Source organism: Halobaculum limi (assembly GCF_029490015.1).
Taxonomy (GTDB): Archaea; Halobacteriota; Halobacteria; order Halobacteriales; family Haloferacaceae; genus Halobaculum; species Halobaculum limi.
Window position 1 is genome coordinate 2,588,544 of the sequence record NZ_CP120468.1, and the last position, 23,414, is coordinate 2,611,957.

The 23,414-nt window shown below is 66.1% G+C and carries 28 protein-coding genes and 1 tRNA gene; 10 read left to right on the forward strand and 19 right to left on the reverse strand.

Annotation, left to right across the window (positions count from 1 at the left end):
• Nucleotides 1-25: 25 nt before the first annotated feature.
• Both P0D77_RS13155 and P0D77_RS13160 read left to right on the forward strand, forming a co-directional pair.
• Nucleotides 26-601, forward strand: a complete 576-nt coding sequence (locus P0D77_RS13155; protein WP_277553548.1) for a S26 family signal peptidase — start codon at nt 26-28, stop codon at nt 599-601.
• Nucleotides 602-678: 77 nt separating this feature from the next.
• The gene (locus P0D77_RS13160; RefSeq protein ID WP_277553549.1) at nt 679-1,143 is read left to right on the forward strand and encodes a hypothetical protein; all 465 of its coding nucleotides are present in this window, start codon (nt 679-681) and stop codon (nt 1,141-1,143) included.
• Nucleotides 1,144-1,179: 36 nt separating this feature from the next.
• Here P0D77_RS13160 and P0D77_RS13165 read toward each other — a convergent pair whose 3' ends face one another.
• The 9 genes from P0D77_RS13165 to P0D77_RS13205 form a co-directional block, all read right to left on the reverse strand.
• Complete coding sequence (locus P0D77_RS13165; RefSeq protein ID WP_277553550.1) at nt 1,180-1,974, reverse strand: SDR family oxidoreductase; 795 nt, start codon at nt 1,972-1,974, stop codon at nt 1,180-1,182.
• A 68-nt stretch (nt 1,975-2,042) separates the two neighbouring features.
• Nucleotides 2,043-3,089, reverse strand: coding sequence for a cation diffusion facilitator family transporter (locus P0D77_RS13170; RefSeq protein WP_277553551.1), 1,047 nt, complete (start codon nt 3,087-3,089; stop codon nt 2,043-2,045).
• 62 nt (nt 3,090-3,151) lie between these two features.
• Nucleotides 3,152-3,415, reverse strand: a complete 264-nt coding sequence (locus tag P0D77_RS13175) for a DUF7314 family protein (RefSeq protein WP_277553552.1) — start codon at nt 3,413-3,415, stop codon at nt 3,152-3,154.
• Between the two features lie 4 nt (nt 3,416-3,419).
• Nucleotides 3,420-3,914 carry a DUF7315 family membrane protein gene (locus P0D77_RS13180; protein WP_277553553.1) on the reverse strand — a complete coding sequence of 165 codons (495 nt, stop codon included), beginning with the start codon at nt 3,912-3,914 and terminating at the stop codon, nt 3,420-3,422.
• Nucleotides 3,915-4,043: 129 nt separating this feature from the next.
• Nucleotides 4,044-4,859, reverse strand: a complete 816-nt coding sequence (locus P0D77_RS13185; protein ID WP_277553554.1) for a cytochrome b family protein — start codon at nt 4,857-4,859, stop codon at nt 4,044-4,046.
• Nucleotides 4,860-4,866: 7 nt separating this feature from the next.
• Entirely contained in the window at nt 4,867-5,673 is an 807-nt protein-coding gene (locus P0D77_RS13190) for a cytochrome b (RefSeq protein ID WP_277553555.1), read from the reverse strand.
• A 4-nt stretch (nt 5,674-5,677) separates the two neighbouring features.
• A complete protein-coding gene (locus tag P0D77_RS13195) occupies nt 5,678-6,064 on the reverse strand; it encodes a DUF7318 family protein (protein WP_277553556.1) in 387 nt (128 codons plus the stop codon).
• Nucleotides 6,065-6,067: 3 nt separating this feature from the next.
• Nucleotides 6,068-6,703, reverse strand: a complete 636-nt coding sequence (locus P0D77_RS13200; protein ID WP_277553557.1) for a plastocyanin/azurin family copper-binding protein — start codon at nt 6,701-6,703, stop codon at nt 6,068-6,070.
• Between the two features lie 77 nt (nt 6,704-6,780).
• Entirely contained in the window at nt 6,781-7,662 is an 882-nt protein-coding gene (locus tag P0D77_RS13205; protein ID WP_277553558.1) for a DUF7319 domain-containing protein, read from the reverse strand.
• Nucleotides 7,663-7,954: 292 nt separating this feature from the next.
• Here P0D77_RS13205 and P0D77_RS13210 point away from each other — a divergent pair, with 292 nt between their 5' ends.
• Nucleotides 7,955-8,842, forward strand: a complete 888-nt coding sequence (locus P0D77_RS13210) for a cupredoxin domain-containing protein (protein WP_277553559.1) — start codon at nt 7,955-7,957, stop codon at nt 8,840-8,842.
• 53 nt (nt 8,843-8,895) lie between these two features.
• Nucleotides 8,896-9,384, forward strand: a complete 489-nt coding sequence (locus P0D77_RS13215) for a DUF7321 family protein (protein WP_277553560.1) — start codon at nt 8,896-8,898, stop codon at nt 9,382-9,384.
• Nucleotides 9,385-9,426: 42 nt separating this feature from the next.
• On the opposite strand, the gene P0D77_RS13220 is transcribed toward P0D77_RS13215, so the two are convergent.
• A complete protein-coding gene (locus tag P0D77_RS13220) occupies nt 9,427-9,633 on the reverse strand; it encodes a hypothetical protein (protein WP_277553561.1) in 207 nt (68 codons plus the stop codon).
• Nucleotides 9,634-9,761: 128 nt separating this feature from the next.
• On the reverse strand, nt 9,762-10,445 hold the full coding sequence (gene nth / locus P0D77_RS13225; RefSeq protein WP_277553562.1) for an endonuclease III: 684 nt from the start codon (nt 10,443-10,445) through the stop codon (nt 9,762-9,764).
• A gap of 94 nt (nt 10,446-10,539) precedes the next feature.
• Here nth and P0D77_RS13230 point away from each other — a divergent pair, with 94 nt between their 5' ends.
• Nucleotides 10,540-10,668, forward strand: a complete 129-nt coding sequence (locus P0D77_RS13230) for a hypothetical protein (RefSeq protein ID WP_277553563.1) — start codon at nt 10,540-10,542, stop codon at nt 10,666-10,668.
• Nucleotides 10,669-10,801: 133 nt separating this feature from the next.
• On the opposite strand, the gene P0D77_RS13235 is transcribed toward P0D77_RS13230, so the two are convergent.
• The 4 genes from P0D77_RS13235 to P0D77_RS13250 all read right to left on the reverse strand — a co-directional run bounded on the left by P0D77_RS13235 (nt 10,802) and on the right by P0D77_RS13250 (nt 12,486).
• Nucleotides 10,802-11,104 (reverse strand): hypothetical protein, encoded by a 303-nt coding sequence (locus P0D77_RS13235; RefSeq protein ID WP_277553564.1) that lies wholly within the window; start codon nt 11,102-11,104, stop codon nt 10,802-10,804.
• Between the two features lie 98 nt (nt 11,105-11,202).
• Nucleotides 11,203-11,275 (reverse strand) — tRNA-Gln (locus tag P0D77_RS13240).
• Nucleotides 11,276-11,560: 285 nt separating this feature from the next.
• Complete coding sequence (locus P0D77_RS13245) at nt 11,561-11,998, reverse strand: metal-dependent transcriptional regulator (protein WP_277553565.1); 438 nt, start codon at nt 11,996-11,998, stop codon at nt 11,561-11,563.
• 2 nt (nt 11,999-12,000) lie between these two features.
• A complete protein-coding gene (locus tag P0D77_RS13250) occupies nt 12,001-12,486 on the reverse strand; it encodes a ferritin-like domain-containing protein (protein WP_277553566.1) in 486 nt (161 codons plus the stop codon).
• 193 nt (nt 12,487-12,679) lie between these two features.
• Between P0D77_RS13250 and P0D77_RS13255 the strand changes: the two genes are divergently transcribed.
• A complete protein-coding gene (locus P0D77_RS13255) occupies nt 12,680-13,930 on the forward strand; it encodes an MFS transporter (protein ID WP_277553567.1) in 1,251 nt (416 codons plus the stop codon).
• A gap of 90 nt (nt 13,931-14,020) precedes the next feature.
• Nucleotides 14,021-15,298, forward strand: coding sequence for a saccharopine dehydrogenase family protein (locus P0D77_RS13260; RefSeq protein WP_277553568.1), 1,278 nt, complete (start codon nt 14,021-14,023; stop codon nt 15,296-15,298).
• A gap of 72 nt (nt 15,299-15,370) precedes the next feature.
• On the opposite strand, the gene sufD is transcribed toward P0D77_RS13260, so the two are convergent.
• The 4 genes from sufD to P0D77_RS13280 form a co-directional block, all read right to left on the reverse strand.
• A complete protein-coding gene (sufD, locus tag P0D77_RS13265) occupies nt 15,371-16,582 on the reverse strand; it encodes a Fe-S cluster assembly protein SufD (RefSeq protein ID WP_277553569.1) in 1,212 nt (403 codons plus the stop codon).
• Between the two features lie 37 nt (nt 16,583-16,619).
• Nucleotides 16,620-18,050 carry a Fe-S cluster assembly protein SufB gene (gene sufB / locus P0D77_RS13270; RefSeq protein ID WP_277553570.1) on the reverse strand — a complete coding sequence of 477 codons (1,431 nt, stop codon included), beginning with the start codon at nt 18,048-18,050 and terminating at the stop codon, nt 16,620-16,622.
• Between the two features lie 59 nt (nt 18,051-18,109).
• The gene (locus P0D77_RS13275) at nt 18,110-19,027 is read right to left on the reverse strand and encodes an ABC transporter ATP-binding protein (RefSeq protein WP_277553571.1); all 918 of its coding nucleotides are present in this window, start codon (nt 19,025-19,027) and stop codon (nt 18,110-18,112) included.
• Between the two features lie 137 nt (nt 19,028-19,164).
• Entirely contained in the window at nt 19,165-21,933 is a 2,769-nt protein-coding gene (locus tag P0D77_RS13280; RefSeq protein ID WP_277553572.1) for a DNA-directed DNA polymerase, read from the reverse strand.
• A 238-nt stretch (nt 21,934-22,171) separates the two neighbouring features.
• On the opposite strand from P0D77_RS13280, the gene P0D77_RS13285 reads away from it, so the two are divergent.
• The 3 genes from P0D77_RS13285 (at nt 22,172) to P0D77_RS13295 (ending at nt 23,387) form a co-directional block, all read left to right on the forward strand.
• On the forward strand, nt 22,172-22,342 hold the full coding sequence (locus tag P0D77_RS13285; RefSeq protein WP_277553573.1) for a DUF7331 family protein: 171 nt from the start codon (nt 22,172-22,174) through the stop codon (nt 22,340-22,342).
• An 86-nt stretch (nt 22,343-22,428) separates the two neighbouring features.
• Entirely contained in the window at nt 22,429-22,920 is a 492-nt protein-coding gene (locus tag P0D77_RS13290; protein ID WP_277553575.1) for a DUF7322 domain-containing protein, read from the forward strand.
• A gap of 47 nt (nt 22,921-22,967) precedes the next feature.
• Complete coding sequence (locus P0D77_RS13295; RefSeq protein ID WP_277553576.1) at nt 22,968-23,387, forward strand: DUF7346 family protein; 420 nt, start codon at nt 22,968-22,970, stop codon at nt 23,385-23,387.
• Nucleotides 23,388-23,414: the final 27 nt, after the last annotated feature.

Sequence of the window (23,414 nt, forward strand, 5' to 3'; positions counted from 1 at the left end):
TCATCGTATCCACAGAGCCTCCGTCGTGAACGACGCCCTCCGACAGATCATCCGAGACACGGTGCAGGTCGGCCTCGGCGTCCTCGTCGTCGCGTCGCTGTTGTTCGCGGCCACCGGCGTGTGGCCGCCGATGGTCGCCGTCGAGTCCGGCAGTATGGAACCGCATATGGAGCGTGGCGACCTCGTCGTCGTCGCTGACCCCACGCGTGACGGTCCCGAGACTGTCGCGGGCGTCGTAACCGCCGCGGAGGCGCCGCCCGGATCGCGAACGATCGGCGCGCCTGGCGATGTCATCGTGTTCGACTCGCCGTACAGACCGGGGTCGCCGATCATCCACCGCGCACACCTGTACGTCGAGGCCGGCGAGAACTGGTACGACGACGCCGACCCCGCACACCTCCCGGCGGGCGTCGACTCCTGCCGAGAACTGGAGGCGTGTCCCGCACCGCACGCGGGATTCGTCACGAAGGGGGACGCCAACTCCCAGTACGACCAGGTGAACGGCAACGCACCGGTCGTCCGTCCTGACAGCATCCGCGCGGAAGCACACGTTCGAATCCCGTATCTCGGCTACGTTCGACTGACGCTGACCGGCGCGTGAGACACCGCTACGATGCGCGTCCGTTGTCTTCGGATCTAGCCGAGAGATTCATACTGTCGCTCGTACAACACGATCGTATGCGCTGGTCAGGCAGTGAGCGCGGCCGAACGGACCTCGCTGGGACGCGCACCCAGCGGACGCTTCGGGACGTCCTCCACGAACTCCCGGTCGACGCCCTCGTCCCCGACGGCTGGCGCGTCGGCACCGGGGTGGTGCAGTTCGGCGACCGCCTGCCAGCGGACGCGGTGACACTCGCGCACGGCGACTATCCGTGCGACCTCTTGATCACGACGGTCGGATCGAGCGACGGCGAGACGTTGGCCGTCCACGAACGCGACCGAACCGCGGGCGACCGCCGCGTCGTCGCCGGGGTTGGTCCCGCCGAGGACGACACGGCAGCCCTCGATTCGGCGTTGCGTGCCGCGGCCCGTGCGGTAGAACGGATCGAAGCCGACACCTCGGGCGAGTCGAGGGCACTCGACCGCGACCCGTCGGCGTCGAGAACCGTCGAGGGTGTGGACACGCGAGTCAACTTCTACTGAGTCGGTTCCGGATGCGAACGCGACCGCACCACCAGATCAGGTGTTCGACATCCCGCCGTCGACGACGAGCGACTCCCCGGTGACGTACCCCGCCATCTCGCTGGCGAGGTACACCGCGGCGTCGGCTACCTCCGAAGGCTGGCCGAAGCGACCGCTCGGAATCGCCTTCGACATCCGTGCCTCCGTCTCGGTGCCGACGAGTTCCACGTCCTCTGTGGTCATCGCCGTCTCGATGAACCCCGGATGGATGGCGTTCACCCGGATGCCCGCGTCGCCGAGGGCGTCCGCCAGTGCGTAGGTGAACAGTCGAACCGCCCCCTTCGACATCGAGTAGGTGACGAGGCGGCCGTCACCGCGCAGGCCTGCGGCGCTGGACATATTGATGATGACGGGGGCTGGTCCGTCGGCCTCGCCCGCCTCCGCCCGTGCGACCATCCGTTTGGCCGCCGCCTGCGCGCCGAAGTAGACACCCTTCGCGTTGATGTTCATCAACTGGTCGAACTCGTCCTCGCTCGTCTCGAGGAAGTTCTCCGGCCGGTAGATGCCGGCGTTGTTCACCATCACGTCGACGCCGCCGAACGCCTCCGCAGCCTCGACGGCCGCTTCCAGGTCCGCCGGGTCGCGCACGTCACACTCGACGAACGTCGCCTCGGCGTCCGTCTCGGCCGCGACCAGTTCGTGCGTCGGCTCACCCCCCTCGCGTGGTTCCTCGCGCACGTCGGCGACGACCACGTCTGCTCCTTCCTCGGCGAAGCGTCGGGCGATGGCCCGTCCGTTCCCACTCGCCGCGCCCGTCACGACAGCCGTCCGTCCTGCCAGTAAATCTGACACGTCTGCGGATTTCGCGGTCGGGTGAAAAGCGTTCCGTGGCGACCGACCGACACGGATCGTCGCCGGCGTCAGTCGTCGGTGCCGTCCGTACTCTCGGATGCTGGTCGGGCGTCGGCGGCGTCGGAGTCGCCGTCGGAGTCGCCGTCGGAGTTAGCGTTGTCAACATCGGTACCGTCCTCGGGCGCGCCAGACAGCGTCACCTCTTCGGCGGCGACGCGTGCGTCCGCGGCGTCTTTCCACTCGCCGAGTTCTTTCGGGTCGACGTGGACGAACACGTCGTCGACGGCGGCGATAGCCCGGATGGACTCCACCACCTCGGTCTCGATGTCGTGGGCCTCGAACAGGGATCGCTTCCCCTCCACCTCGATGTGGAGGCTCACGTCCACCTCCGGGCCGACGTAGTGGGCGACCACGTCGTGTGCACCGCGCACTTGCGGGTGCGACAGCGCGCGGTCGAGAATCTCCTCGCGGAGTTCCTCCGGCGGGGCCGCGCCGACGAGGTACCCCACGTTGTCGCGGACGATGTCGTAGCCCGTGTAGAGGATGCCCACCGAGACGGCCGTCGCGGCCACCGCGTCGAGTGCGGGGTAGCCCGCGGCCGACCCGAGGACACCCACGAGCGCCGCCCCCGCAGTGAGCGTGTCGTTGCGGTTGTCGAGGGCGGTGGCTACGATGGCGGGAGAGTTGCGCTCGCGGCCGATAGTGTAGCAGTAGCGGTACAAGAGGAGTTTCACCACGCCCGTCGCGACGAGGACACCCACCGCGAGCGGTCCGCCGGTGAACGTCTGCGGCGGTCCCGGCGCGAGGAGTGCGGAGACACCCGAGTAGGCGACGCCGATACCGGCGACGAGGACGCCCGCGGCGACGAACAGCGAGACGAACGGTTCGATCCGTTCGTGGCCGTGCGGATGCTCGAAGTCCGGCGGTTGCGTGGTGAGGTACAGACCGGCGAGGACGACAGTGGAGTACGCGACGTCCGCGAGTGAGTTGACCGCCTCCGACCCGACCGCGAGGCTGCCGGTCACGTACCACACCGCGGCCTTCGCGACCGCGAGGACGACGTTCACCACGAGGATGACGGCACCGACGCGGCGGACGGCGGCCTTACGGCTCATACTGGCCGTGAGAACGCAGGTGCCAAAAGGTCCGTCGCCTGCGAGCCGCCGCAGTCACCGGCTTACGCCGACGCGGTCGAGTCGCGGATCTGTCGGAACGTCGGGATGAGCACCCAGAACGTCAGCGCGCCGAGGATGGCCGTCCACAGGAACACGTCGTTGAGGAAGATGCCGATGGCGTCGAAGACGTTACTCGGCTCCGGCGGCGCGGCGATAAGCTGTCGGGGGCTCTCGAACGAGGGCGTCCGGTACCAGCCCGCGAGCACCATCCACGCGAGTCCCGCACCACAGAACAGCCCGAGACCCTTGATGAACTCGTCTGCCATTACCTTACACTTCGGCGTCGTCGTCTTGAGGGTTTCCGTTCTCCGCGCTCATCCCCGCCGCCCGGAAGCGCGACCCGAGCACGTACACGCCCGCACCGAACGCGATGGACCCTAGCCCGAGCACCGAGAACAGTGCGGTGAGGAACGTCTCCGGCGGCGCCACGCCGACGGTAGCCAACACACCGACGACGAACCGCCGCGTCAGCGAGACGTTCAGCGTCGCCGCATCGAGGAGGATGAATCCGAAGACGACCGTCACCACCGCCGTCAGCGTCGCGTAGGCGGTCACGCGCTTGTACAGTGCCATCGGAACGACCACGTCGCGTGCGCGACCCTCGCCGCTGGCGACCGGACCGTCGGGGGCAGTCGGACCGTCGGTGGGGGTCGGGTCGTCCGCCTCGGTGTCGGTGGCAGCGTCCCCCGTCGACTCGTCCGCCGCCGATCCGCCGCCCGCGCTCGTCGCCGTCGAATCCGACCGGTCGGTCGGCGTCTCGCTCATACCCCAACCGAGGGGCCGGACGGTACTATGTCCTGCGGCAGCGGTCGACGCGGTGGCGAGAACGCGGTCGCTGCCGAGTGGTGGGTGCAAAACCGCAGAGAGAAACTGGTGAACGACGAGTCGCCGGCGTTACTTCGGCGGCCGCAGCCGGTAGTAGCGCCGGTTGAGGTCGTACATGTACCCTTCGCGCATCGTCTTCAGCACCGCGTAGGTGACGATGCCCGCGATGGGTGGGACGAAGAACGTCAGGTCGAACAGCAGGTCGACGTTCATCGGCATGAGATTCTTGACCGACAGCATCGACAGCGTGAACGCGAGGAACACGCCGAAGACGCCGACGGCCGCCCAGAACGGCTGTTCGACGGGACGCCGCGCCGACCCCTTGTTGATGAAGGGGACGATGGCGATAGCGCCGACGACGATGCCGTTCGCGAGCACGCCGTACGTGCGGTCGGCCATCAGCTTCTGCCCGCCGAGGATGGCCAGCTCGGGGTTGAGCGGGCCCAGCTTGAGCAGGCCGAACGACCAGTAGAGGTACCAGTCGGGCAGGATGATCGCCGGAGTCGAGTTCGGGTTCGCCGGGTCGCCGATGTGCGGCGGCAGCGTCGCCGACAGGAAGATGATCATCCCGACGAAGAAGCTCGTCAACGCGAGGTTGCGAACCGTCTCGTGGGGCCACGTCGGGAACGCGAGCACGTCACGCTCGACGTAGTCGGACTCGCGACGGAGGTCCTCGTCCTCGCGGCGCGCTCGCTCGAAGTACTCGTACGTCAGCCGGGAGAGCCCCTCGGTGCGCTCTTTCCGCTCACGCCACGTCGGGGTCTCGTCGTCCGGCGCGACGATGCCGGTTCCACCATCAGACCTGACGGTCTGATCTGCTTCCGAGCCGTCGGGCTCGGAACCGCCGTCCGTTTCCACGTCCGTGTTGGTGTTGTCTTCGGTCATTGTTGGATCAGTGCGGCTCCGCGATGCCCTGCACCCACACGATACCGATGTGGATCGCGATGAGCGTCGTCACCACGAACGGGAGCAGGAACACGTGCAGGATGTACATCCGCTGCAGCGTCGCCTGGCTCAGCGAGAACCCGCCGAACAGGAGCTGAGCGACCCACTCGCCGATGAGCGGGATCGAGAGGCTCATTTCGACGCCGATCTGGCCGGCCCAGAAGGCCAGCTGGTCCCACGGTAGGAGGTACCCGGTGTACCCGAACACCATCGTCAGCGAGATGAGCACGATGCCGAGCAGCCAGTTCAGTTCGCGCGGCTCCTTGTACGCGCCCGTGAAGTACACACGGAGCATGTGCAGGAAGACCGCGGCGGTCATCACCTGCGCCGACCAGCGGTGGATCGAACGCAGCATAAAGCCGAACTGGAGGTCGCGCATGATGAACGCGATCTGCTCGTACGCGATGGACGCCTCACCCGGTCCGGCGGCTCCGACTGCGGGAACGTAGTAGAACCCGAGTAAGGCCCCGGAGATGGCTGCGACGACGTACGCGAGGGTACTGAAGAATCCGAGCGTGTACAACGCGTACCAGTACCAGAACTTGTTGTCCAGGTCGTACTGTTCGGTGTGGGACTTCGGCATCTGGAGGTTCGACCGGTAGTACAGCGACTCCAGCAGTTCGAGGTAGTCGACGATGCGGAGGCGCTTGTCGACCCAGATGAGCGCGGTGAGGAACGTCGCCTCGACCGGCGTGAGGTCCTTGGTCTCGAGCCAGTTCTTGTGATCGTATTCGTCTTTCTTTTCCAGACTCATCGTGTCACCGCTTGTAGTAGGGGTAGACGGCGCGTTTGACCTGCTCCCACGCGTCGCCGCCCAAGGTGGTTCCATCGACGTCTTCCTCGCGGATGTAGAGGTCCTCCCACTTGCGACGCCGTTTCTTGACGATCATCACGTCCGGGAGGAACTCCTTGCGGTACAGCGCGAGAATAAACGCCAGATCGATGAATATCACCGCGAGGATGCCGCCGAGGAACATATTCCCCGTGTCCGAGAGGCCCCAGCCGTTGACGAGGCCGTAGGTGAACATAAACACGAACACGACCTCGACGATCGTCAAGAGGACGATCGCGATGGCCGCAGCGGTGCTCTCGCGGGCCGGTTCGTAGCGGTGGATGTCGCCGTAGGTGGATCCAGTACTCGACATCGGTTATCTCCCCGTCCCTGTGTGTGCGGACTCCCCGTACTTCACCAGATAGAACGTGAATATCACGCTCATAATGATGCCGAGGATGGTCGCCGCCCCGACCCAGTGTGCCTGGATCGCGACGCCCAGTTCGTGGAGTTCTTTCGGTCCGCCACCGCCGGTCGCGACAGTCGGCACTTCGCTGCCGACGGCGATAGCGCCGAGCATCCCCAGCGATTTGTGGGGGTCACAGTAGTACTTGTAGATGCCACCGGTGTCGAACGTCACCTCGAAGGAGAATCCCGACCCCTCGAGCGGTTCGTGCCCGCTCACGGAGGCGTCGGAGGGCGTCTCCTCGAAGATGACGTTGTGGCCATCGGAGGACCACTCGAACGTGACGGTCGTCCCGGTGTCGATCCACAGGTCGGTCGGCAGGAACGCGAGGCCCCCGCCGCCGCCGACGTCCACGGTCACTTCGGACTGACCGCGGGCGTCGAGATACTCGCCGCCCTCGGCGCCGTCGGTGTAGCCGCCGAAGTCGGGCTGCTGCCCGCCGCCACCGCCTTCCTGGGCTGTAGCGGTGCCGGCCGTCGCGGCCGTACCCGCCCCGAGGGCGGCCGTGGCGCCACCGGCCTGTCGCATAAAGTCCCGCCTCTTCATCGGTACTGTACGGTCGGGGTTGGTCGCGCATAAACCCACCGACCTTCGGGCCGGTGCGTACCCGATACAACGGCCCGCTATCCGTCGGTTTCGTCGCTCGTCCCTCGAACAGATTCGCCGGCTGAGCCGTCGGCTGTGACCTCACTCCCCGCAGTCGGTTCTCGCTCTTCGAGTGCGGCCGCGAGTGCCTCTTCTGCGACTTCTTCGAACGGGACGAACTCCGCCTCGCCGCCGCCCTCGACGATGCCCGCCGCACGGAGGCGGTCGCGGTACTCCTCGGCACGGAAGCGGTCGGACAACCGCGCGTTCGCGACGACCGCGAACAGGAACACGCCGATGAGGAGGAAGAAGCCCCCCGCGACCGGCGCGACGATGGTCTCGACGTTGAGGAACAGCCACGCCCCGATGAGACCAAGGCCGCCGAGCAACTGCATCGCGGCGACCGCCTGGATCATCAGGTTGCCGAACTCGCCGGTCCCCGACTGTACCTCCTCGGGCGTCGGCAGTTCGTACTCCTCGGGTGGTTCGCGCACTTCGTAAGAGTCCATCGAACACAGCGCCACCGTCGGCTTCACGTCGCGCAGGACGGTCCCCTCGCCCTCGACGCTCCCGTCCTCGTAGACGACCGCCCACCCCTCGTCGGAGTAGGCGACGACGGTGGGCGGGTCCTCACGGCGGTCCAACACGGCGAACACCTCTCGGGAGGCGATGCGGTTGCGGAGGTCTTTCTCGACGCGGTCGAGGAGGTCGCGTCCGGTGATCCACGAGTCGGGGTCGAACGCCGCCTCCCACTCGGCGGCGGTCATCTCGGCCATATCCGCCGGACCGAAGTTGTCGAAGTCGTACTTCTCTTCGACCTCGGCACGCAGCGCCTCGATCGACACGTCCTCGTCGCCCGCCGCGTCCTCGCTGGCGGCGTCCGCGTCGACGGTGGGCGACTCGTCGGCGGCGTCGGTCATTCAGTAGAAGTCGGGGCCGTAGGCGCATAAGGGCCGCGACGTTCGCCGAGCAATCGGGGCTTCCGGATCAATCGAGCGAGCGGAGTACGTCGGGGCCGACCCACAGTACGTTCCTGTTTCAGCACGCGAGGGAGTGCATACCGGGTGAACGGACGCTGGATCTCCGAAGATAGGAACCGACAGTGTGCGTTCGAGTAGGATTCTCGGAAGGTACGCCTCTCGCTGACAAAGCCCAGGTGAACGCTCGCACGCGAGTGAATAACGAACCCGGTGGCCGACGTGTGGGTGTGATATGGGACAGAAACCGACCCATCCGAACGGACAGTCGCGCCGTACCGTGATGAAAGCCATCGGCCTCGGCGCGGGCCTGTCTGCGGTCGGCGGCACCGCCGCGGCGCAGTCGGGCTATCGGGGCGTCCCTGCACAGGTCGACGAGGACGACGAGAGCGGTGGCAATGGCACGGGGACAGTACACGACGTCGAGACGATCATTCGCGGACCGCCGACCGCCGCCGGCCGTCCCGCCGACTTCTTCTACCGACCGACCGGCCTCCATATCGATCCTGGCGACGTGATCCGATTCGTGTTCACCACCCCGGACCACAACGTCGTGTCGTACCACCCGGCGTACGGGATGCGTCGCCGCGTCCCACTCGGCGTCGACGCCTTCTCCTCGCCGCTTCTGGGCTGGACGCCAGAGTCGATTCCCGGTGATATGGTGGACCCACCCGCGGAGGGCGGCGAAGGCGGCGAGGGCGAGGAGTCGGGTGGATCGGACGGTGGCCCACAACCGGACACCTGGCTCCACAGTTTCGACGTTCCTGGCGTCTACGACCTCGTGTGTTCACCGCACGAAGGATTCGGGATGGCGATGCGCGTCGTCGTCGGCGACGTGACGGACGCTCCGTTCGAGACGAGCGACCCGAACGCGCTTCCGGAACCCCGCATCGGTCCGGTCGGCCTCGCGCGGGTGACGCTCACCGACCCTGCGTTACAGCCGTCGGCCATCGTCGAGGCTGGGACCGTCGACTGGGACGACCTCGAAGCGGTACAGTCGGGCGGGTCCGGCGGTGGCGACGGGAGCGGTGGGAACGGTGGCGACGGCAGTGGTGGGAACGGTGGCGACGGGGAGGACAGCGACGGTGACGGGAGCGACGGCGGCGGCAGCGGCGACGACTGAGCGGCGGGCGCTCCCGGAGGGCTTAGGGTCTCGCCACCCCGAGAGGAGAGTGGATGCTCTCGGACGGAACGGTGGCGACGATTGCGGCGGGGATGGTGACTGCCAGCCTCCCGTTCTACCTCTACGGCGCGTGGATTATGGTCGGACGAGAACGGTCGCACGTCACCTGGGACCTCCTCGTCCGCCACCTCAAGGTGATCCTCCCGGGCCTCGTCCTCAACACCATCCCGGTCGTCTTCTGGATGGCTCCCCGCTTGCTCGACCAGTTCGGCGGCATCACCGCTCTCCACGCGTTCCTCGGCCTGCAGGCGTACGCCCTCCTCGCGTTCGGACTGACGGGCATCGTCCGCATCTTCCAGGTGAAACGCGACGCCGACCTCTACGACGTCGAAGACCCCGACACCGACCTGAACGACCTCCACGAGAATATGGCCGCGTGGCGGGGACGCCTCCGCATCGGCGTGTTCGGCTACGTGCTGTTCTGGTTCCTCGCGTACGCCGTCGGTCTGTATCGGTACTACGGGCAGTACATCGCTGCCTGACCAGACTCGAAGAACGACAACAGGGGCGACCGCCTGCCCGCGTCAGGACTGATACGGCTCTTCGTCACGGTGGGCGTCGGGATTCTCCTGTTCGGCCGCCTCCTCCTCACGAACCTCGCCGTCGGTATCGTCGCGACCCGGTTCCTGTTCCGGCATCGCGTCGTCGGGTGCGTCGGACTCCTCGTTGTCGGCTGTTTCGAGGGCTGTATCCTCCTCGACGTCGACGCCGTGTTCGTCTCCGTCTGACATCGTCGGTCGAGGATCGACCACTCAGACAGATACGCCCGGTGGCTGTTTTCGGACTCCTGTAACACGCCACTGCACTCGTGGCGCGGTCGGTCTCGGCGCGGTCGCCGCCCTCATCTGGTGGCCGCCCCTCACCACGCCTCGCCGCTCGCGAGGTCGACTGCTGCGTCGCCCTGTTCGGAGGGGCAGATGTCTGCGAGCACGCAGTCGTCGCAGTCGGGGTTCCGAGCCGTACACGTCGCGCGACCGTGGCTGATGAACAGGTGGGTGAACATTCGCCAGTCCTCTTCGGGGACAATGCCCATCAGATCCTCCTCGATGGCCTCCGGTCGCTCCTCTTCGGTCAAGCTGAGTCGCCGCGAGATGCGCTGGACGTGGGTGTCAACGACGATACCCTCGGTCACGTCGTGGGCGTGTTGGAGGACGACGTTCGCCGTCTTCCGGCCGACGCCGGGGAGGTCCGTCAGCGCGGTCATCGTGTCGGGCACCTCGCCGTCGTGCTTCTCGATGAGTTGCTCGCCGATGCCCTTCAGGTAGCCCGCTTTGTTGTTGTGGAAGGTGATGCCGTAGATGTCCTCCGCGAGTTGCTCCTCGGAGGCGTTCGCGTAGTCTTCCGGGGACTGGTACTTCTCGAACAGGTCCGCACACACCGTGTTGACTCGTTCGTCTGTACACTGCGCCGACAGGACGACCGCGACCAGCAGTTCGAGTCTCGTCGAGAAGTTCAGCGAGATGTCGGTGTCCGGGTACTGTTCGTACAGTCGGTCGAGTATCTCGACGGTCTGCGCCTCCCGCGAGTCCAACGGCGTTCCCATACCCGCCCCTCCGGCGCGGGCGGCTTGAACGGTTCGGACGGGGACGTGGTCACAGGAGGGGAACGGTTTTGGTCCGACCCGAACACCACTTCGTATGGACCTCGGCCCACTCTCGCACGAGTCGTTCCGCGCGGCGGCCGGTACCGCCGCGGCCTACGGCGCGATTCTCGCCGTGATGACGCTGCTGCTGTTCGGCGTTCCGTTCTTGTTGTTCAGTCTGTGAACACCAGCGTTTTGCCCGTCACGGTCGATTCGTCCGTATGGACCGCCAGCAGGTGCTCGCGCTGTTCCTCGTAGGACTAATGTTGTTCTCTTCGCTCGCGTACGCCGTCTCGTTCCTCTAAGCCCGCAGCCGATCAGTACAGCGGCTCTGGTTCGTCGCCTTCGACGGGTTCGACGCCGAGTGCGTCGGCAATCGTCAGGAGTTCCGGTTTCGAGAAGGTTCCCGTGTCGGCCTCGTCCAGTGAGTCAGCCACGCCGGCGGCGACTCTGATTGCTGCGCGGGTCGTTTCGTTTGTCGACCGGTGTTCGTGGGGAACGTCGAGGGCGTCGGCGATGGCCGCGAGTTCTTCCTTGGTGAACGTCGCAGTCGTCTCGCGCTTGAACCGGCCGACGCCGCCGCGGATGCCGTTGCGAATGTCGTGAACGGTGAGGGCCACATCGTGTGTCAGAGGCGGGTGCTGAAAACGTCGGCGGGGAAGCAGGCAGCGGAGCGATGCAGCACTCCTTGGGTCGTGAGGTCGCGACGGGTGAGAAATAGTCCCGGGCGGATTCGAACCGCCGTCGAAGGCTCCAAAGGCCCTCATGATTGGCCACTACACCACGGGACTCCATCTCGTCGTACTGGACCAACGTACAATAGGATTACTTTCTGGTCCGACCAGCAGACCACCCGGACGCACCGCGTCTCAGCCGCGTCGGATGTCGAATCCCCCGCAGTCGGGGCACTGTTGCCGATTGGCGTCGAAGCCGCGTTCACAGGCCGTACAGACGAAGTCGGGGTCGTCCTCGCTCGCCCCCACGAGCGATCTGAGTCGACTTCTGACACCCACTCCCATAGCGCAAAGACCCACCGCGGCCGCCCATATAACAGCGGCGGTCGTCGTCGATCAGACTCAGTCGGCGGGGTTCTCGGGTTCGGCTTCGACGAGATACTCGCAGGCGTCGGTCTCGGCGTTGAAGCAGTCGGGGCACTCGCTGGAGCGGTCGATGATCGTGTCGAGTCGCTCCGCGACGGTGTCGTCGATGACGGCCTCCAGCGAGCGTGCTTCCTCGCGGAACTCCTCGACTTCGAGGACGTTCGCGAGGAAGCGCTCGATGATGCAGTAGTTCGACAGCGCCTCGCGCGCCCGAACGATGCCGTCGTCGGTGAGCGAGACGCCCTTGTACTTCTCGTGTTCGGCGAGGCCGCGCTCCTCGAGTTTGCCGATCATCTCGTTGGCGGAGGCCGGACTCACGTCGAGTGCGTCGGCGACGGAACCGGTCGAGGCGGGGCCGTCCTCCATCTCCTGCACGAGATAGATGGCTTTGAGATACTGGTCTGCCGTGTTCATCGTTATCGTCGCTCCATAATCGCTGTCACTTCTTCGACGCCCTCGGCCTCCTCCTCGCGAATGCTCCGAAGCGTGTCGAGCACTTGCTCGCGGTCGACCGAGAACGACGAGTCGCTCCCCTCGATGGCCGTGATGAGGTCGTCGTAGAACTTGTACGCCGTCTCTTCGTTACACAGTTGATCGTAGAGGACGCCGTCGAAGTCCTCCGGCTTCGTCTTCCCGTACTGCGCCTCGACGAGCGTCTCTATCTCGTCGTAGGAGACCGAGTCGGCGTCCAACTCCGCGATGAGTTCCTCCAAGCGCTGGCGGTGTTCGGCCGACTCCGCGGCCGCATCGCGAAGCAGTCGCTCGATGTCGGGGTCGAACTCCTCGTCCATCGCGCGGTGGTGGTGCGTAGAGCGTGCCTCCACGACCTCTTCCAACACGACACCGATCTGGAGCAGACGCGCGAGTTGGTGGTCGGACGTGACCCGCTGGCCGAGGCTCACGGCCGGTCACCCCACGACGGCGGGCAGACGGGGTCGTCGGTCGATTCCGCGGTCATCGTCAGGGAATCGGTCGACGCCGACCGTAAGCCTTCCCCTCGGACGCTGTTCTCGCCGGTCGCAACGACGGTCCGACGACGGCCCGACGACGGCTCGACGCCGAACTCTCAAGCCGTCTGCGATCCAACACCCGCCGATGAGTGACGCGGGCCGCGACGACGACGACGACTCCCGCCGGCAGCGACGCGACCGGATCGCACTCGCACTCGTCGTCTACGCTGTCCTCCTCGCACAGACGCTGGTGTACCCCGGCGTCGACATCCTCGCACGGGCGTTCGGCGGACAGGGCGTCGCCGCGCCCACGCTGTTTCTCGCCGTCGAGTTCGCCGCCTTCGCCGTCTTCGCCGGCCCGTGGGGCGCACTCTCTGACCGACTCGGCGAGCGTCGTCGCCTCGTTGCCCTCGCCAGCGCGGGCGGTGCGGTCGGCTATCTCGCACTCGCTGGCGTCGCCGACGCCGGGCTTCCGTTCGCGGCCGTCCTCGTCATCCGTGCGCTCCAAGGCGGTGCGACGGTGGGCGCACTCTCGTTGGCCATCTCGGCGCTCGCGGACCGCTCCGGCGGCAACGGCCGGAATATGGGCATCGCCGGCATCGCTATCGGCCTCGGCACCGCCACCGGCGCGCCGCTCGGGGGCCAACTGTACGAGGTCGGTGCGACCGTCCCGCTGCTCGCCGCTGCTGGACTGCTCGGCGTCGCGGCCGTCGGCGCACTCACGATTCCCGACCGTCCGCCCGCGGCCGCCGGCGACGGCGCGAGGCGGCACGGTGGCCTCTCCGCACTCCTCGCGGGACTCCGCGAGCAGCGAGACCTCTCGATTCCGTACGCGTTCGCGTTCGTCGACCGCCTCACCGCCGGCTTCTTTGCACTCGTCGGGACGCTGTACTTCCGAGAGGCGTTCGGCCTCGGCCCCGGCGCGACTGGCCTCCTCCTCGCGGCCTTCTTCGCGCCGTTCGCGCTGCTACAGTACCCGTTCGGCCTCCTCTCGGATCGGATCGGTCGCGTCGTCCCCATCGCCGCTGGATCTGCCGTCTACGGCCTCGTCGTCGTCCTCGTCGGCCTCGCCCCGACGGTTCCGCTCGTCGCCGTCGCGATGGTCGGCGTCGGCGTCCTCGGGGCGCTGATGGCTCCGGCGACGCTGGCGCTCGTGGTCGACCTCGCGGGCGACAGCGACCGTGGTGCGGCCGTCGCCGGGTTCAACGCCGCCGGGAGTCTCGGCTTCCTCGCCGGATCGCTCGTCGGCGGCGCAGTCGCCGCGGAGTTCGGCTTCCTCGCGGCGTTCGTCGTCGCCGGCGGCAGCGAGTTCCTCCTCGCCATCGCGGCGCTTCCGGGACTCCTCCGACTGGGTCGCCGCGCTGGGCGGTCGGCGGTGTTCAGCGGCGGCGACTGACGGCGTCTCGACGGCGACCGACAGCGGTACTGACGGCCGCGCGACAAGACTGATACTTCACCGGGGCGTCCACTCACCCGATCAGATTCTATGTCCGACCACGACCGCGAGTACGAGATCGTCCTGTGGGGCGCGACCGGGTTCACCGGCGGCCTCGTCGCCGAGTACCTCGCCGACCGCTACGGCACGACCGACCTCGACTGGGCGCTCGCCGGCCGTGACGAACGGCGTCTCGCCGCCGTTCGCGACTCGCTGGCCGACAGCAACAGTGACGCCGACGTCGACGCCGACGCGCTGGACCTCCTGACCGGCGACGCGTTCGACCAGGACTCCTTGGACGCCATCGCCGAACAGACCGCCGTCGTCATCTCGACGGTCGGCCCCTACGCCCGATTCGGCTCCCACCTCGTCGCCGCCTGCGTCGACGCGGGCACCCACTACTGCGACCTCTCGGGTGAGGTCCACTGGATGCGCGAGATGATCGACGAGCATCACGACGCCGCCCGCGAGAACGGCACGCGCATCGTCCACGGGTGCGGGTTCGACTCCGTGCCGAGCGACGTGGGAACGCTCTTCCTGCAGTCGCACGCCGAGGAGACCGTCGGCGCGTACTGCGACGAGGTGCGCGGCTTCGTCTCGATTCGGGGTGGCTCCTTCAGCGGCGGCACCATCGCGAGTATGGTCGAGATGTACGAGATGGCCAGCGAGGACCGCGAGGTGCGACGCCTCCTCGCGGACCCGCGGGCACTCGACCCGCCGGAGAGTCGCGGCGCGCCCGCCGACCGCCCGCAACGCGGCGTGGCATACGACCGCGACGCCGACACCTGGACCGCGCCGTTCGTGATGGCTCAGATCAACGAACCCGTCGTCCGTCGCTCGAACGCCCTCCTCGGCCACCCGTGGGGACACACCTTCCGCTACGGGGAATCGCTGCGAACCGGGCAGGGTGTGAAAGCCGCGGCGACCGCCGCCGGTCTCGCGGTCGGACAAGGGTTACTCGCAGGTGCGCTCTCAGTCGGACCGGTTCGCGAACTCCTCGACCGCTACGTCCTCCCCGAGGCCGGTGAGGGGCCCGACCGCGAGACCATCGAGGGGAGTTCCTTCGAAGTGCGACTCGTGGGCACCGGTGCCTCCGACGACCACCCCTCGGGGTTCACCGTCGAGGCGCGGGTCCGCGGCGACCGCGACCCCGGCTACGGGTCGACCGCGCGGATGCTCGGTGAGTCGGCCGTCTGTCTCGCCCGCGGAGAGGTGGACTCCCCCGTGGAGGGCGGCGTGTTGACGCCGGCGTCGGGCATCGGCCTGCCGCTGATCGACCGACTGGAGGGGACTGGCGTGTCGTTCGAGGCCGAGGTCGTCGACGACTGATCGGCGCAGCGCAGTCGCTGTGGACGGGAAGAAAAGCGTGAGAACGGGAGCGGAGCCGAGGGTATCGTCGCCTCAATCGAGGCGGGCGACGATGAGGTCCTCGATGTCGTCGCGGAGTTCGTCGACCTCGACCTCCTCGAGGACGGGCACGAAGAAGCCCTCCACGAGCATATTGCGCGCGGTGCGCTCGGGGATGGATCGAGAGGTCATGTAGAACAGGTCCTCTTTGTCCACCTGGCCGACCGTCGCGGAGTGCGACGCTTCGGTGTCGTGGTTGTGGATGATGAGCTTCGGCGAGGCGTCGGCCTCGGAGTCGTCGCTCAGCATCAGGGTGTTCTCGCGCTGGTACGAGGAGGTGTCCCAGGCGTCGCGGCCGACGTCCTGCACGCCCTCGTACACCGAGCGTGCCTCGTCGTCGAGGACGCCGCGCGTGACCAGGTCGGCGGTCGTGTGTTCGCCGTTGTGCCACACGCGAGCGTTGATGTCGAGGTGCTGGTCGTTGTGGCCGAAGAACGCGCCGACGATCTTCGTCTCCGAGGAGTCGCCGTTCAACTCCGTCTCGATGTCCGAGCGGGTGAGTCGAGAGCCGATGTTGCCCTCGATCCAACTGATCGTCGAGTAGGTGTTGGCGTCGCCGCGCTTCAGCGTGAAGTTGTACACGTCCTCGTCGAGGTTCTGGAGCGTGCCGTACTGGACGTACGAGTTCTCGCCGGAGACGATCTCGACGATGTTGCTGAAGTAGCGGTCGCCCTCGACGTCGCTCTCGCCGTTCGAGATGCGCTCGAGGATCGTCGCCGAGGCGTTGTCCTCGGTGACGACGAGCGTGTGGCTGAACAGCGACCGACTGTTCATCTCGGCGCGCACCTTCACGTCCTCGGCGTCGACGCCCTTGGGGACGTAGATGACCGTGCCGGTCGTGAACAGCGCCGTCGACAGCGCGGTGAGGTAGTTCGTCTGCGGGTCGGTGACGGAGCCGAAGTGCGCTTTCACCAGTTCGGGGTGCTGGTCCAGCGCTGCCGGGAAGTCGAGCACCTCGGCACCCTCGGCGGAGACGCGTTCGGTCTCGTCGCTCTGGTCGATCGGGTCGACGAGGGTCTCGTAGTCGAGGTCTTCGAGGTTCGTCCAGCGGCGGCCGGGTGTCTCGATGACGTTCGGCATCTCCAGGTCGTCCAGCGCCGCCAGCGCGTCGAGACGCGTCTGGAGGAGCCAGTCCGGTTCGTCACGCTCGTCGGAGATCGTTCGCACGGTCTCCTCGGAGAGGTTCGCGGGTAGCTGTGTACTCATTGTGTGTGGTGAGTGTGGGGTGAGACGGGGACTCGGATTATCCGAGCGAGCCCTCCATCTCCAGTTCGACGAGCCGGTTGAGCTCGACGGCGTACTCGATGGGCAGTTCCTCCGTGATCGGCTCGATGAAGCCCGAGACGATCATCTGCTTGGCGTCGTCGTCGTCGAGGCCGCGCGACTGCAGGTAGAACACGTCCTCGTCGCCGATCTTGCCGACGGTCGCCTCGTGGGCGACGTCCACCGTCGACTCGTTGATCTCCATGTACGGCATCGTGTCGGAGGTGGACTCGTTGTCGAACATCAGCGCGTCACACTCGACGGCCGTCGAGGAGCCGTGTGCGCCGTCGGCGATGTGGACGAGACCGCGGTAGTTGGTGCGGCCGCCGTCCTTGCTGATAGACTTCGACTCGATGGTCGACTTCGTGTCCGGCGCGTTGTGGTACACCTTCGCGCCGGTGTCGATGTTCTGGCCCTCGCCAGCGAACGCGATGGTGATGTGGTTGTCTGAGGCGCCGCGGCCCTTGAGGATGGAACTGGGGTACAGCATCGTCGCCTTCGATCCCATCGATCCGGAGATCCACTCCATCCGCCCGCCCTTCTCGACGATGGCGCGCTTCGTGTTGAGGTTGTACGTGTTCTTCGACCAGTTCTGGACGGTCGAGTACTGCACGTGGGCGTCTTCGTTGACGAACACCTCGACGCCGCCGGAGTGGAGGTTGAACGCCGAGTACTTCGGCGCGGAACAGCCCTCGATGTAGTGGACTTCGGAGCCCTTCTCGGCGATAATGAGCGTGTGCTCGAACTGGCCCATCCCCTCGGAGTTCATCCGGAAGTACGCCTGCACGGGCATCTCGACGGTGACGTCCTCGGGGACGTACACGAACGACCCGCCCGACCAGACTGCGCCGTGGAGCGCAGCGAACTTGTTGTCGCTCGGGGGGACGCACGTCGTCATGAAGTGCTCGCGGACGAGTTCTTCGTGCTCCTGTACGGCCTCGTCCATGTTGCAGAAGACGACGCCTTTCTCCTCCCACCGCTCCTGCATGTTCTGGTAGACGACCTCAGACTCGTACTGCGCGCCGACGCCCGAGAGTGCGTTCTTCTCGGCCTCCGGGATACCCAGTTTGTCGAAGGTGTCTTTGATCTCTTCGGGGAGTTCCGTCCAGTCGTCGACGCCGCCGCGGACGTCGACGTCGGGGCGGATGTACGGAACGATCTCGTCGACGTCGACCTCGCTCAGGTCGGGCTGGCCCGGCCAGTCGGTCGGCATCGGCATCGCGTGGTACTGCTTGAGCGCACGCAGGCGCCGCTCCAGCATCCACTCGGGTTCGTCTTTGTCCTCGGAGATCGCACGGATCGTCTCCTCGTTGAGGCCCTTCTCGCTCCGGAACGCCTCCTTCGACTCCTTCTTGAAGTCGAAACGCTCCTCAGTGTCCGTCTGCTTCAGGTGATCCTGATCTGAACTCATGTGTGTTGTCTCGTGTTTACCGGTGTGTACGCATTAGGCTGTTCAGTAACCATAGACGGTTACGCCGTGTTGTAGACTTCCTCGCGGACCCAGTCGTACCCCTTGTCTTCGAGTTGCTCGGCGAGGCTCGCGTCGCCCGACTTTACGACCTTGCCGTCGAGCATAATGTGGACGTGGTCCGGTTCGACGTAGTCGAGGATGCGCTGGTAGTGCGTAATCTGGAGGATGCCGGTGTTCTGCTCGTCACGCAGGGCGTTGATGCCCTTCGAGACGTCCTGCAGACGGTCGATGTCGAGCCCCGAGTCGATCTCGTCGAGCACGGCGATCGACGGCTCGAGGATGGCAGCCTGCAGTACCTCGTTCTGCTTCTTCTCACCGCCGGAGAAGCCGGCGTTGAGGTAGCGCTCTGCGAACTTCTCGTCCATATCGAGCAGTTCCATCTTCTCTTTCAGGAGCTTCTGGAACTCGGCGACGCCGACGTCGCCGTCGTCGGCGGGACCCTCCATCGGGGAGGTGTCGTAGCCGGAGTCGTCTTCGTCGGCGTCCGCGTCGGCCTCCTCCTCGTCCTCGAACAGTTCTTCGCGCTCGCCGAGTTTGGCGTTGAGCGCCTGCCGGAGGAAGTTGACCATCGTCACGCCCTCGATCTCGGCGGGGTACTGGAAGCCGAGGAAGATACCCAGCGCCGCGCGCTCGTTCGGTTCCAGTTCGAGGAGTTCCCACGTGAGGTCCTCCTCGTCGATGTCGGCGTCGATGTCCGCGACGTCCTCCTCCGAGAGGATGAGCGTCACCGATCCGCCGGTGACCTCGTACGCCGGGTGGCCCGCGATGACCTTCGCAGTCGTGGACTTGCCCGAGCCGTTGGGGCCCATTAGTGCGTGAATCTCGCCTTGCTTCACTTCGAGGTCGACGCCTCGAAGGATCTCTTCGCCCGTCTCCGCGACCTGCGCCTGGAGGTTCTTGAGTTTGAGTGTCGCCATATTCGTGAATGCGCCTCTACACGCGGATGGGGTCGTTCGAGGCATCAACCTTACGCATCCGCCACAGTGTCATTATCCCTCACGAAAGAACAGTTTGCGAATCGAAAAGCGAGGTTGCTGCAGAACGTATCAACAGGTCACATAAAGCTCCCGAGACCGGTCTGCTCTTGCCCGCTTTTGACCTCTTCCCACGACATCCCAAGCGCCTCGATGATACGGGCGATGGGGCCTTTCAGCGTCTTGTCCAGCATCTTGTCCCAGTCGACGACGAACTCCTCGGGCACCTCGTCGGCGTACTCGAAACAGATCACGTCGGGGTCGCGCTTGAACTCGCCGTACAGCGGATCTGTCTGCGGGTCGAGTCCGTGTTCCGACTCCATCCGTTGCCAGAAGTCGGGATGGACCTTCTCGATGTAGAGACGCTTCGGCTTGGACCCGCGCTGGAAGTTCGTCCCGAGCAGCAGGTTCGCGTACTTCGCGCCGCGCACCTGTGCGGTGGCGGTCTCGTACGCCTCCAGTCGCTTGCCGATACCGCCGGGGATGCCCACTTCGTCTAAGTCGGCGTCGCCCGCGAGGAAGTTCTGGATCTCGTCGTGGAGGTAGTCTTTGATGTCGTCTGTCGCCTCGCCGTGGACAATCATCTCGATGACGCGCTTTTGCACCCGTTTCGTAACGGGGGCGATGTCCGAGCGTTTGTACTCGAAGCCCGTGATGTCGATATCGTCGACGTCTTTCCCCTCTTTCCAGACGATGTGGCCGGCGTACCGCTTCTTCTTGCCCGCTTGGAAGAACCGGCGGTACAGTTTCTCGAACTCGATCTGGAAGCGGTGTTCGTCGGCACCGAGTTCCTCGCGAGCGAAGTCGTCGTAGCGGCCGTTGATGTGTTCCTCGATGGCGAACGACTGCTCGATTGCCTCCTCGGTCGTGATGTCGTCGCCGAGGGCGAGCATAATCGAGTCGGTGTCGCCATACGTCACCTCGTGGTCGATCTCACGGGCCGCTTCCTCGGTGAACTCGATGACGCGCCGGCCCATCGCCGTGATGGCGGCGGCGTTGTCCTTGTCATACAGGCGGAAGCGCTCCCACCCGGAGACGCCGTACAGCGAGTTCATAATCACCTTCACCGCCGCCTGCTGTTGGTCGTACTGTTCGTAGGCGTCGGAGCCGACCTCGTGGGCGTCGCGTTCGCCCTTCAGACGGTCGCGTTCGGCCAGCAACTCGTCGATCATCTGCCGCATCATCCCGTCGGGTTCCTTGCGGAAGCGCGTCCCGTTGGGCGCGCGGTACGTCTCGCCGTCGAAGGCGTCGGGATCCTCGACGATGGTCTCGGGGCTGGCGTTGATCGTCACCATACACATCGGGTACAGCGACTTCAGGTCCAGCACCGACACCATCTCCTCGACGCCGGTGATCGGTTCGAACACCGCGCCCCCCTCGAAGTCCTCGCCGTCCTGTTGGCCCTTCGTCGGGAGGACGAACCGGCCGTAGGCGTTGTGGAGGACGTACATGTCGACCGCGTCGCCGGGCGTCGGCGCGTCCTCCAGTTGACAGCCGACGATCTTGCGCGACTCGTCCCAGAAGTCGATCACGTCCTGCTTGCGGTCGATCTCGACGCACAGTTCCACGTCGCGAACGTTGTACTCCAGCAGTCGCTCGGGATCCTGTTCCCACAGGTCGCCGATGTCGCCGGAGTAGCGTTCCTTCCCCACGTCGAGTTCGAGTTCGCCGACCGCATCGAGGCGGTACGACTCCAGTTCGGAGAACTGTGTGCGCTGGTAGGCGTACAGGAGGTCGAAGACGACGCGGCCCTTCACGTCGGGGCCGCCCCATCCGGAGCGCCACGTCTCGTTCACGCGCGAGAGGCGGTCGGGCGAGAGGTCGTACTCCGATCGGCCGTCGAGGAGTTCACAGCGGTCCATGAAGTACGGCGCGTCGAAGTCCTCGAAGTTCCACCCCGTCAACACGTCGGGGTCCGTCTCCTCGATGTACGCGATGAACGCGTCGAGCATCGCGTCCTCCTCCGCGAACGTTCGGACCTCGACACTACTGTCGTGGTCACCGATGAGGTCGTAGTCGTCGAGGACGTCTGGCGCGTCGACGCCGCCGACGGGCGCGTCGTACAGCCACGCGATGTACTCGTCGCGGTAGGAGTCGTGTGAGGTGAGACAGACGACCTGTTCCTCGCCGTCCTCGGGGAAGCCGTTGCGGTCGTCGACCTCGATGTCGAACGTGTTGACGCGGATGTCGGCCTCGACCTCGCAGGGTTCGAGATGCTCGGGCGTGACCTGGAGGCTAGCGCGGCCGCCGTCATCGTCGTCCGTCTCCAGTCGGCGCTCCTCGACGCGGAGACCGGAGGTGACGCCGTAGTCGATGAGGAAGCGGTTGGGGAACAGGATGTCCGCCTCGTACGTCCGGTCGAAGTCGTCGCGGATCTGTCCCACGTCACGGGGCGTTCGGGCGACCACCTTGGTGACGGGCATCCCACGGATGGATTTGAACCGCTCGCCGTCAGGGGCCTCCTCGCGCGTGTCGAGGATGACGTCGTACTCCTCGACGAGAGCCCGATTCTCGATGTCGGCCGTCGGCACGTAGAAGTACGGTTCGAGGCCGAGGACGCGCAGGTGTTCCGACTCGTTGTCGGCCGTGCGGCCGAACACGTGGACGACGGGGTACTCTTCGGTTCCGGCCCCCTCGACCGTGTAGTCGACGGCCGTCACCATCATTTCGACCGTCCCACTGGCGTCGGGAACGACGATGTCTTCGCGGTCGATGACGTCGCTCACCCGGCCTTGCCCCGTTCCAGCGACGAACGCCGCCTCTTCGTCCGGGCGACGGTCGTCGTTGGACCCGCCTTCCTCCGCGGTGGCGTCCCCGAAATCGCCGAGGCCCGCCTGCGAATCGCTCATTGCCGGGCCTTTGCCGTTCGCCGGTAAAAATGTCCCTTTCGTCACGGCGACGAGTCGCTGTGGGTGACGCTGGTCCGTCTACCCCTACGGTAAGCCCATCGTTCGGTCCGGTAGTCGAGGATTACACGGACAGATTCGTTCCGTTCGATCGCCGAAGAACCGCACGACGACGGCCGGTTGGCGAGTCCGGCCACCACGGAAAGGCATATACCGTGTCAAGACATACCATAGTTCGCAGATGACCCACGCATCCGATTCCCCGTTGGAGCGCTCGGGCGCGAGCCCGGACGAGGCCGTCGAGACGGTCGAGGCGTATGAGGACGACGGGCGAACGGTCCTCTACGACTCCGAAAATCCACTCGCGTGGGTAGAGGCGAGCACCGCCGTCACGCTCGCCGACCACGCCTGATCGGTCCCGCACTCACCTGACTACCGCCGGATCCGACGCGAGTCGTGTCCGGCAACCCTTTTGCTACAGTCACCGAACAGAGAGCCGTGCTCGAGGACGACGACGACGGGGACCTGTTCGGCCTCGAACGCGAGGCCAGCGAAGCCGAAAACCGTGGCCCCCGCGTCAACATCCCGACCGTCAATGACCCATCCGACTCGTTGCCCGACCCCTCGACGGTCGACCCGCATATCAGTCGGTCGTTTATGACCGCCGTCCTGTACGCCAACGTCGCCGTCCTCGGCGTCTCACTGGGCGCGATGCTCATCGGCTTCCGCGGCCAGTGGAACTGGGGCGGGTTCGCCATCGTCGTCGGCCTCCTCGCCGGCGTCCGCGTCTACCAGACGTATCGCGCCTTCGAGCAGTGGCGTGAGGAACGCGACGCCGACGAGGCGACCGAGGACGACGACACGGAGACGGACCCGGACGAAGCGTCGGATGCGGAGCGAGACGTGCAGACATATGCAGAAACAGATGGCGAGACGGAACCCGACGATCCGACCGAGTCGCAACAGAACACGCCGACAGAGGACGACTGACCGCCGCCACCGACACCGCTTTGCATCCTGCAGTACCTTCCTCGACTATGCAGACGGTTCGGGACGACGACGGCACTCGCTATCTCCTCGTCAAGCGCTCGGCAGAGTCGAGTCTGGTCCGCGACCCCGCGACCGGTGAGGAGCGCCACCTCCCGAACGACGACCTCGAAGCCGAAGGCGAGTCAGCGCTGTCGGCCGCGGCCGCCGGCCTCTCGCCCGCGCTTCGACGGGCGGTGCTCGCGTGTCGCGACGAACGGGCGCTTGGCCTCCTCGTGGAGTTCGTCGACCGCGGGCCGCTGTCGGTCCGGACGCTGTTGGACTCGTACGACCTGTGTGAATCCGACCTGCACGGTCTCCTCGCGGAGTTTCGCGCGGCGGGCCTCCTCACCGAGACGACTGTCGCCGGCGAGCGTGGCTACGAACCGACAGACGAGGCGGAGACAGCGGTCGGACGATTTCGAGCGTAAGCGAGACGGCAAGTGCGGACGACGCGG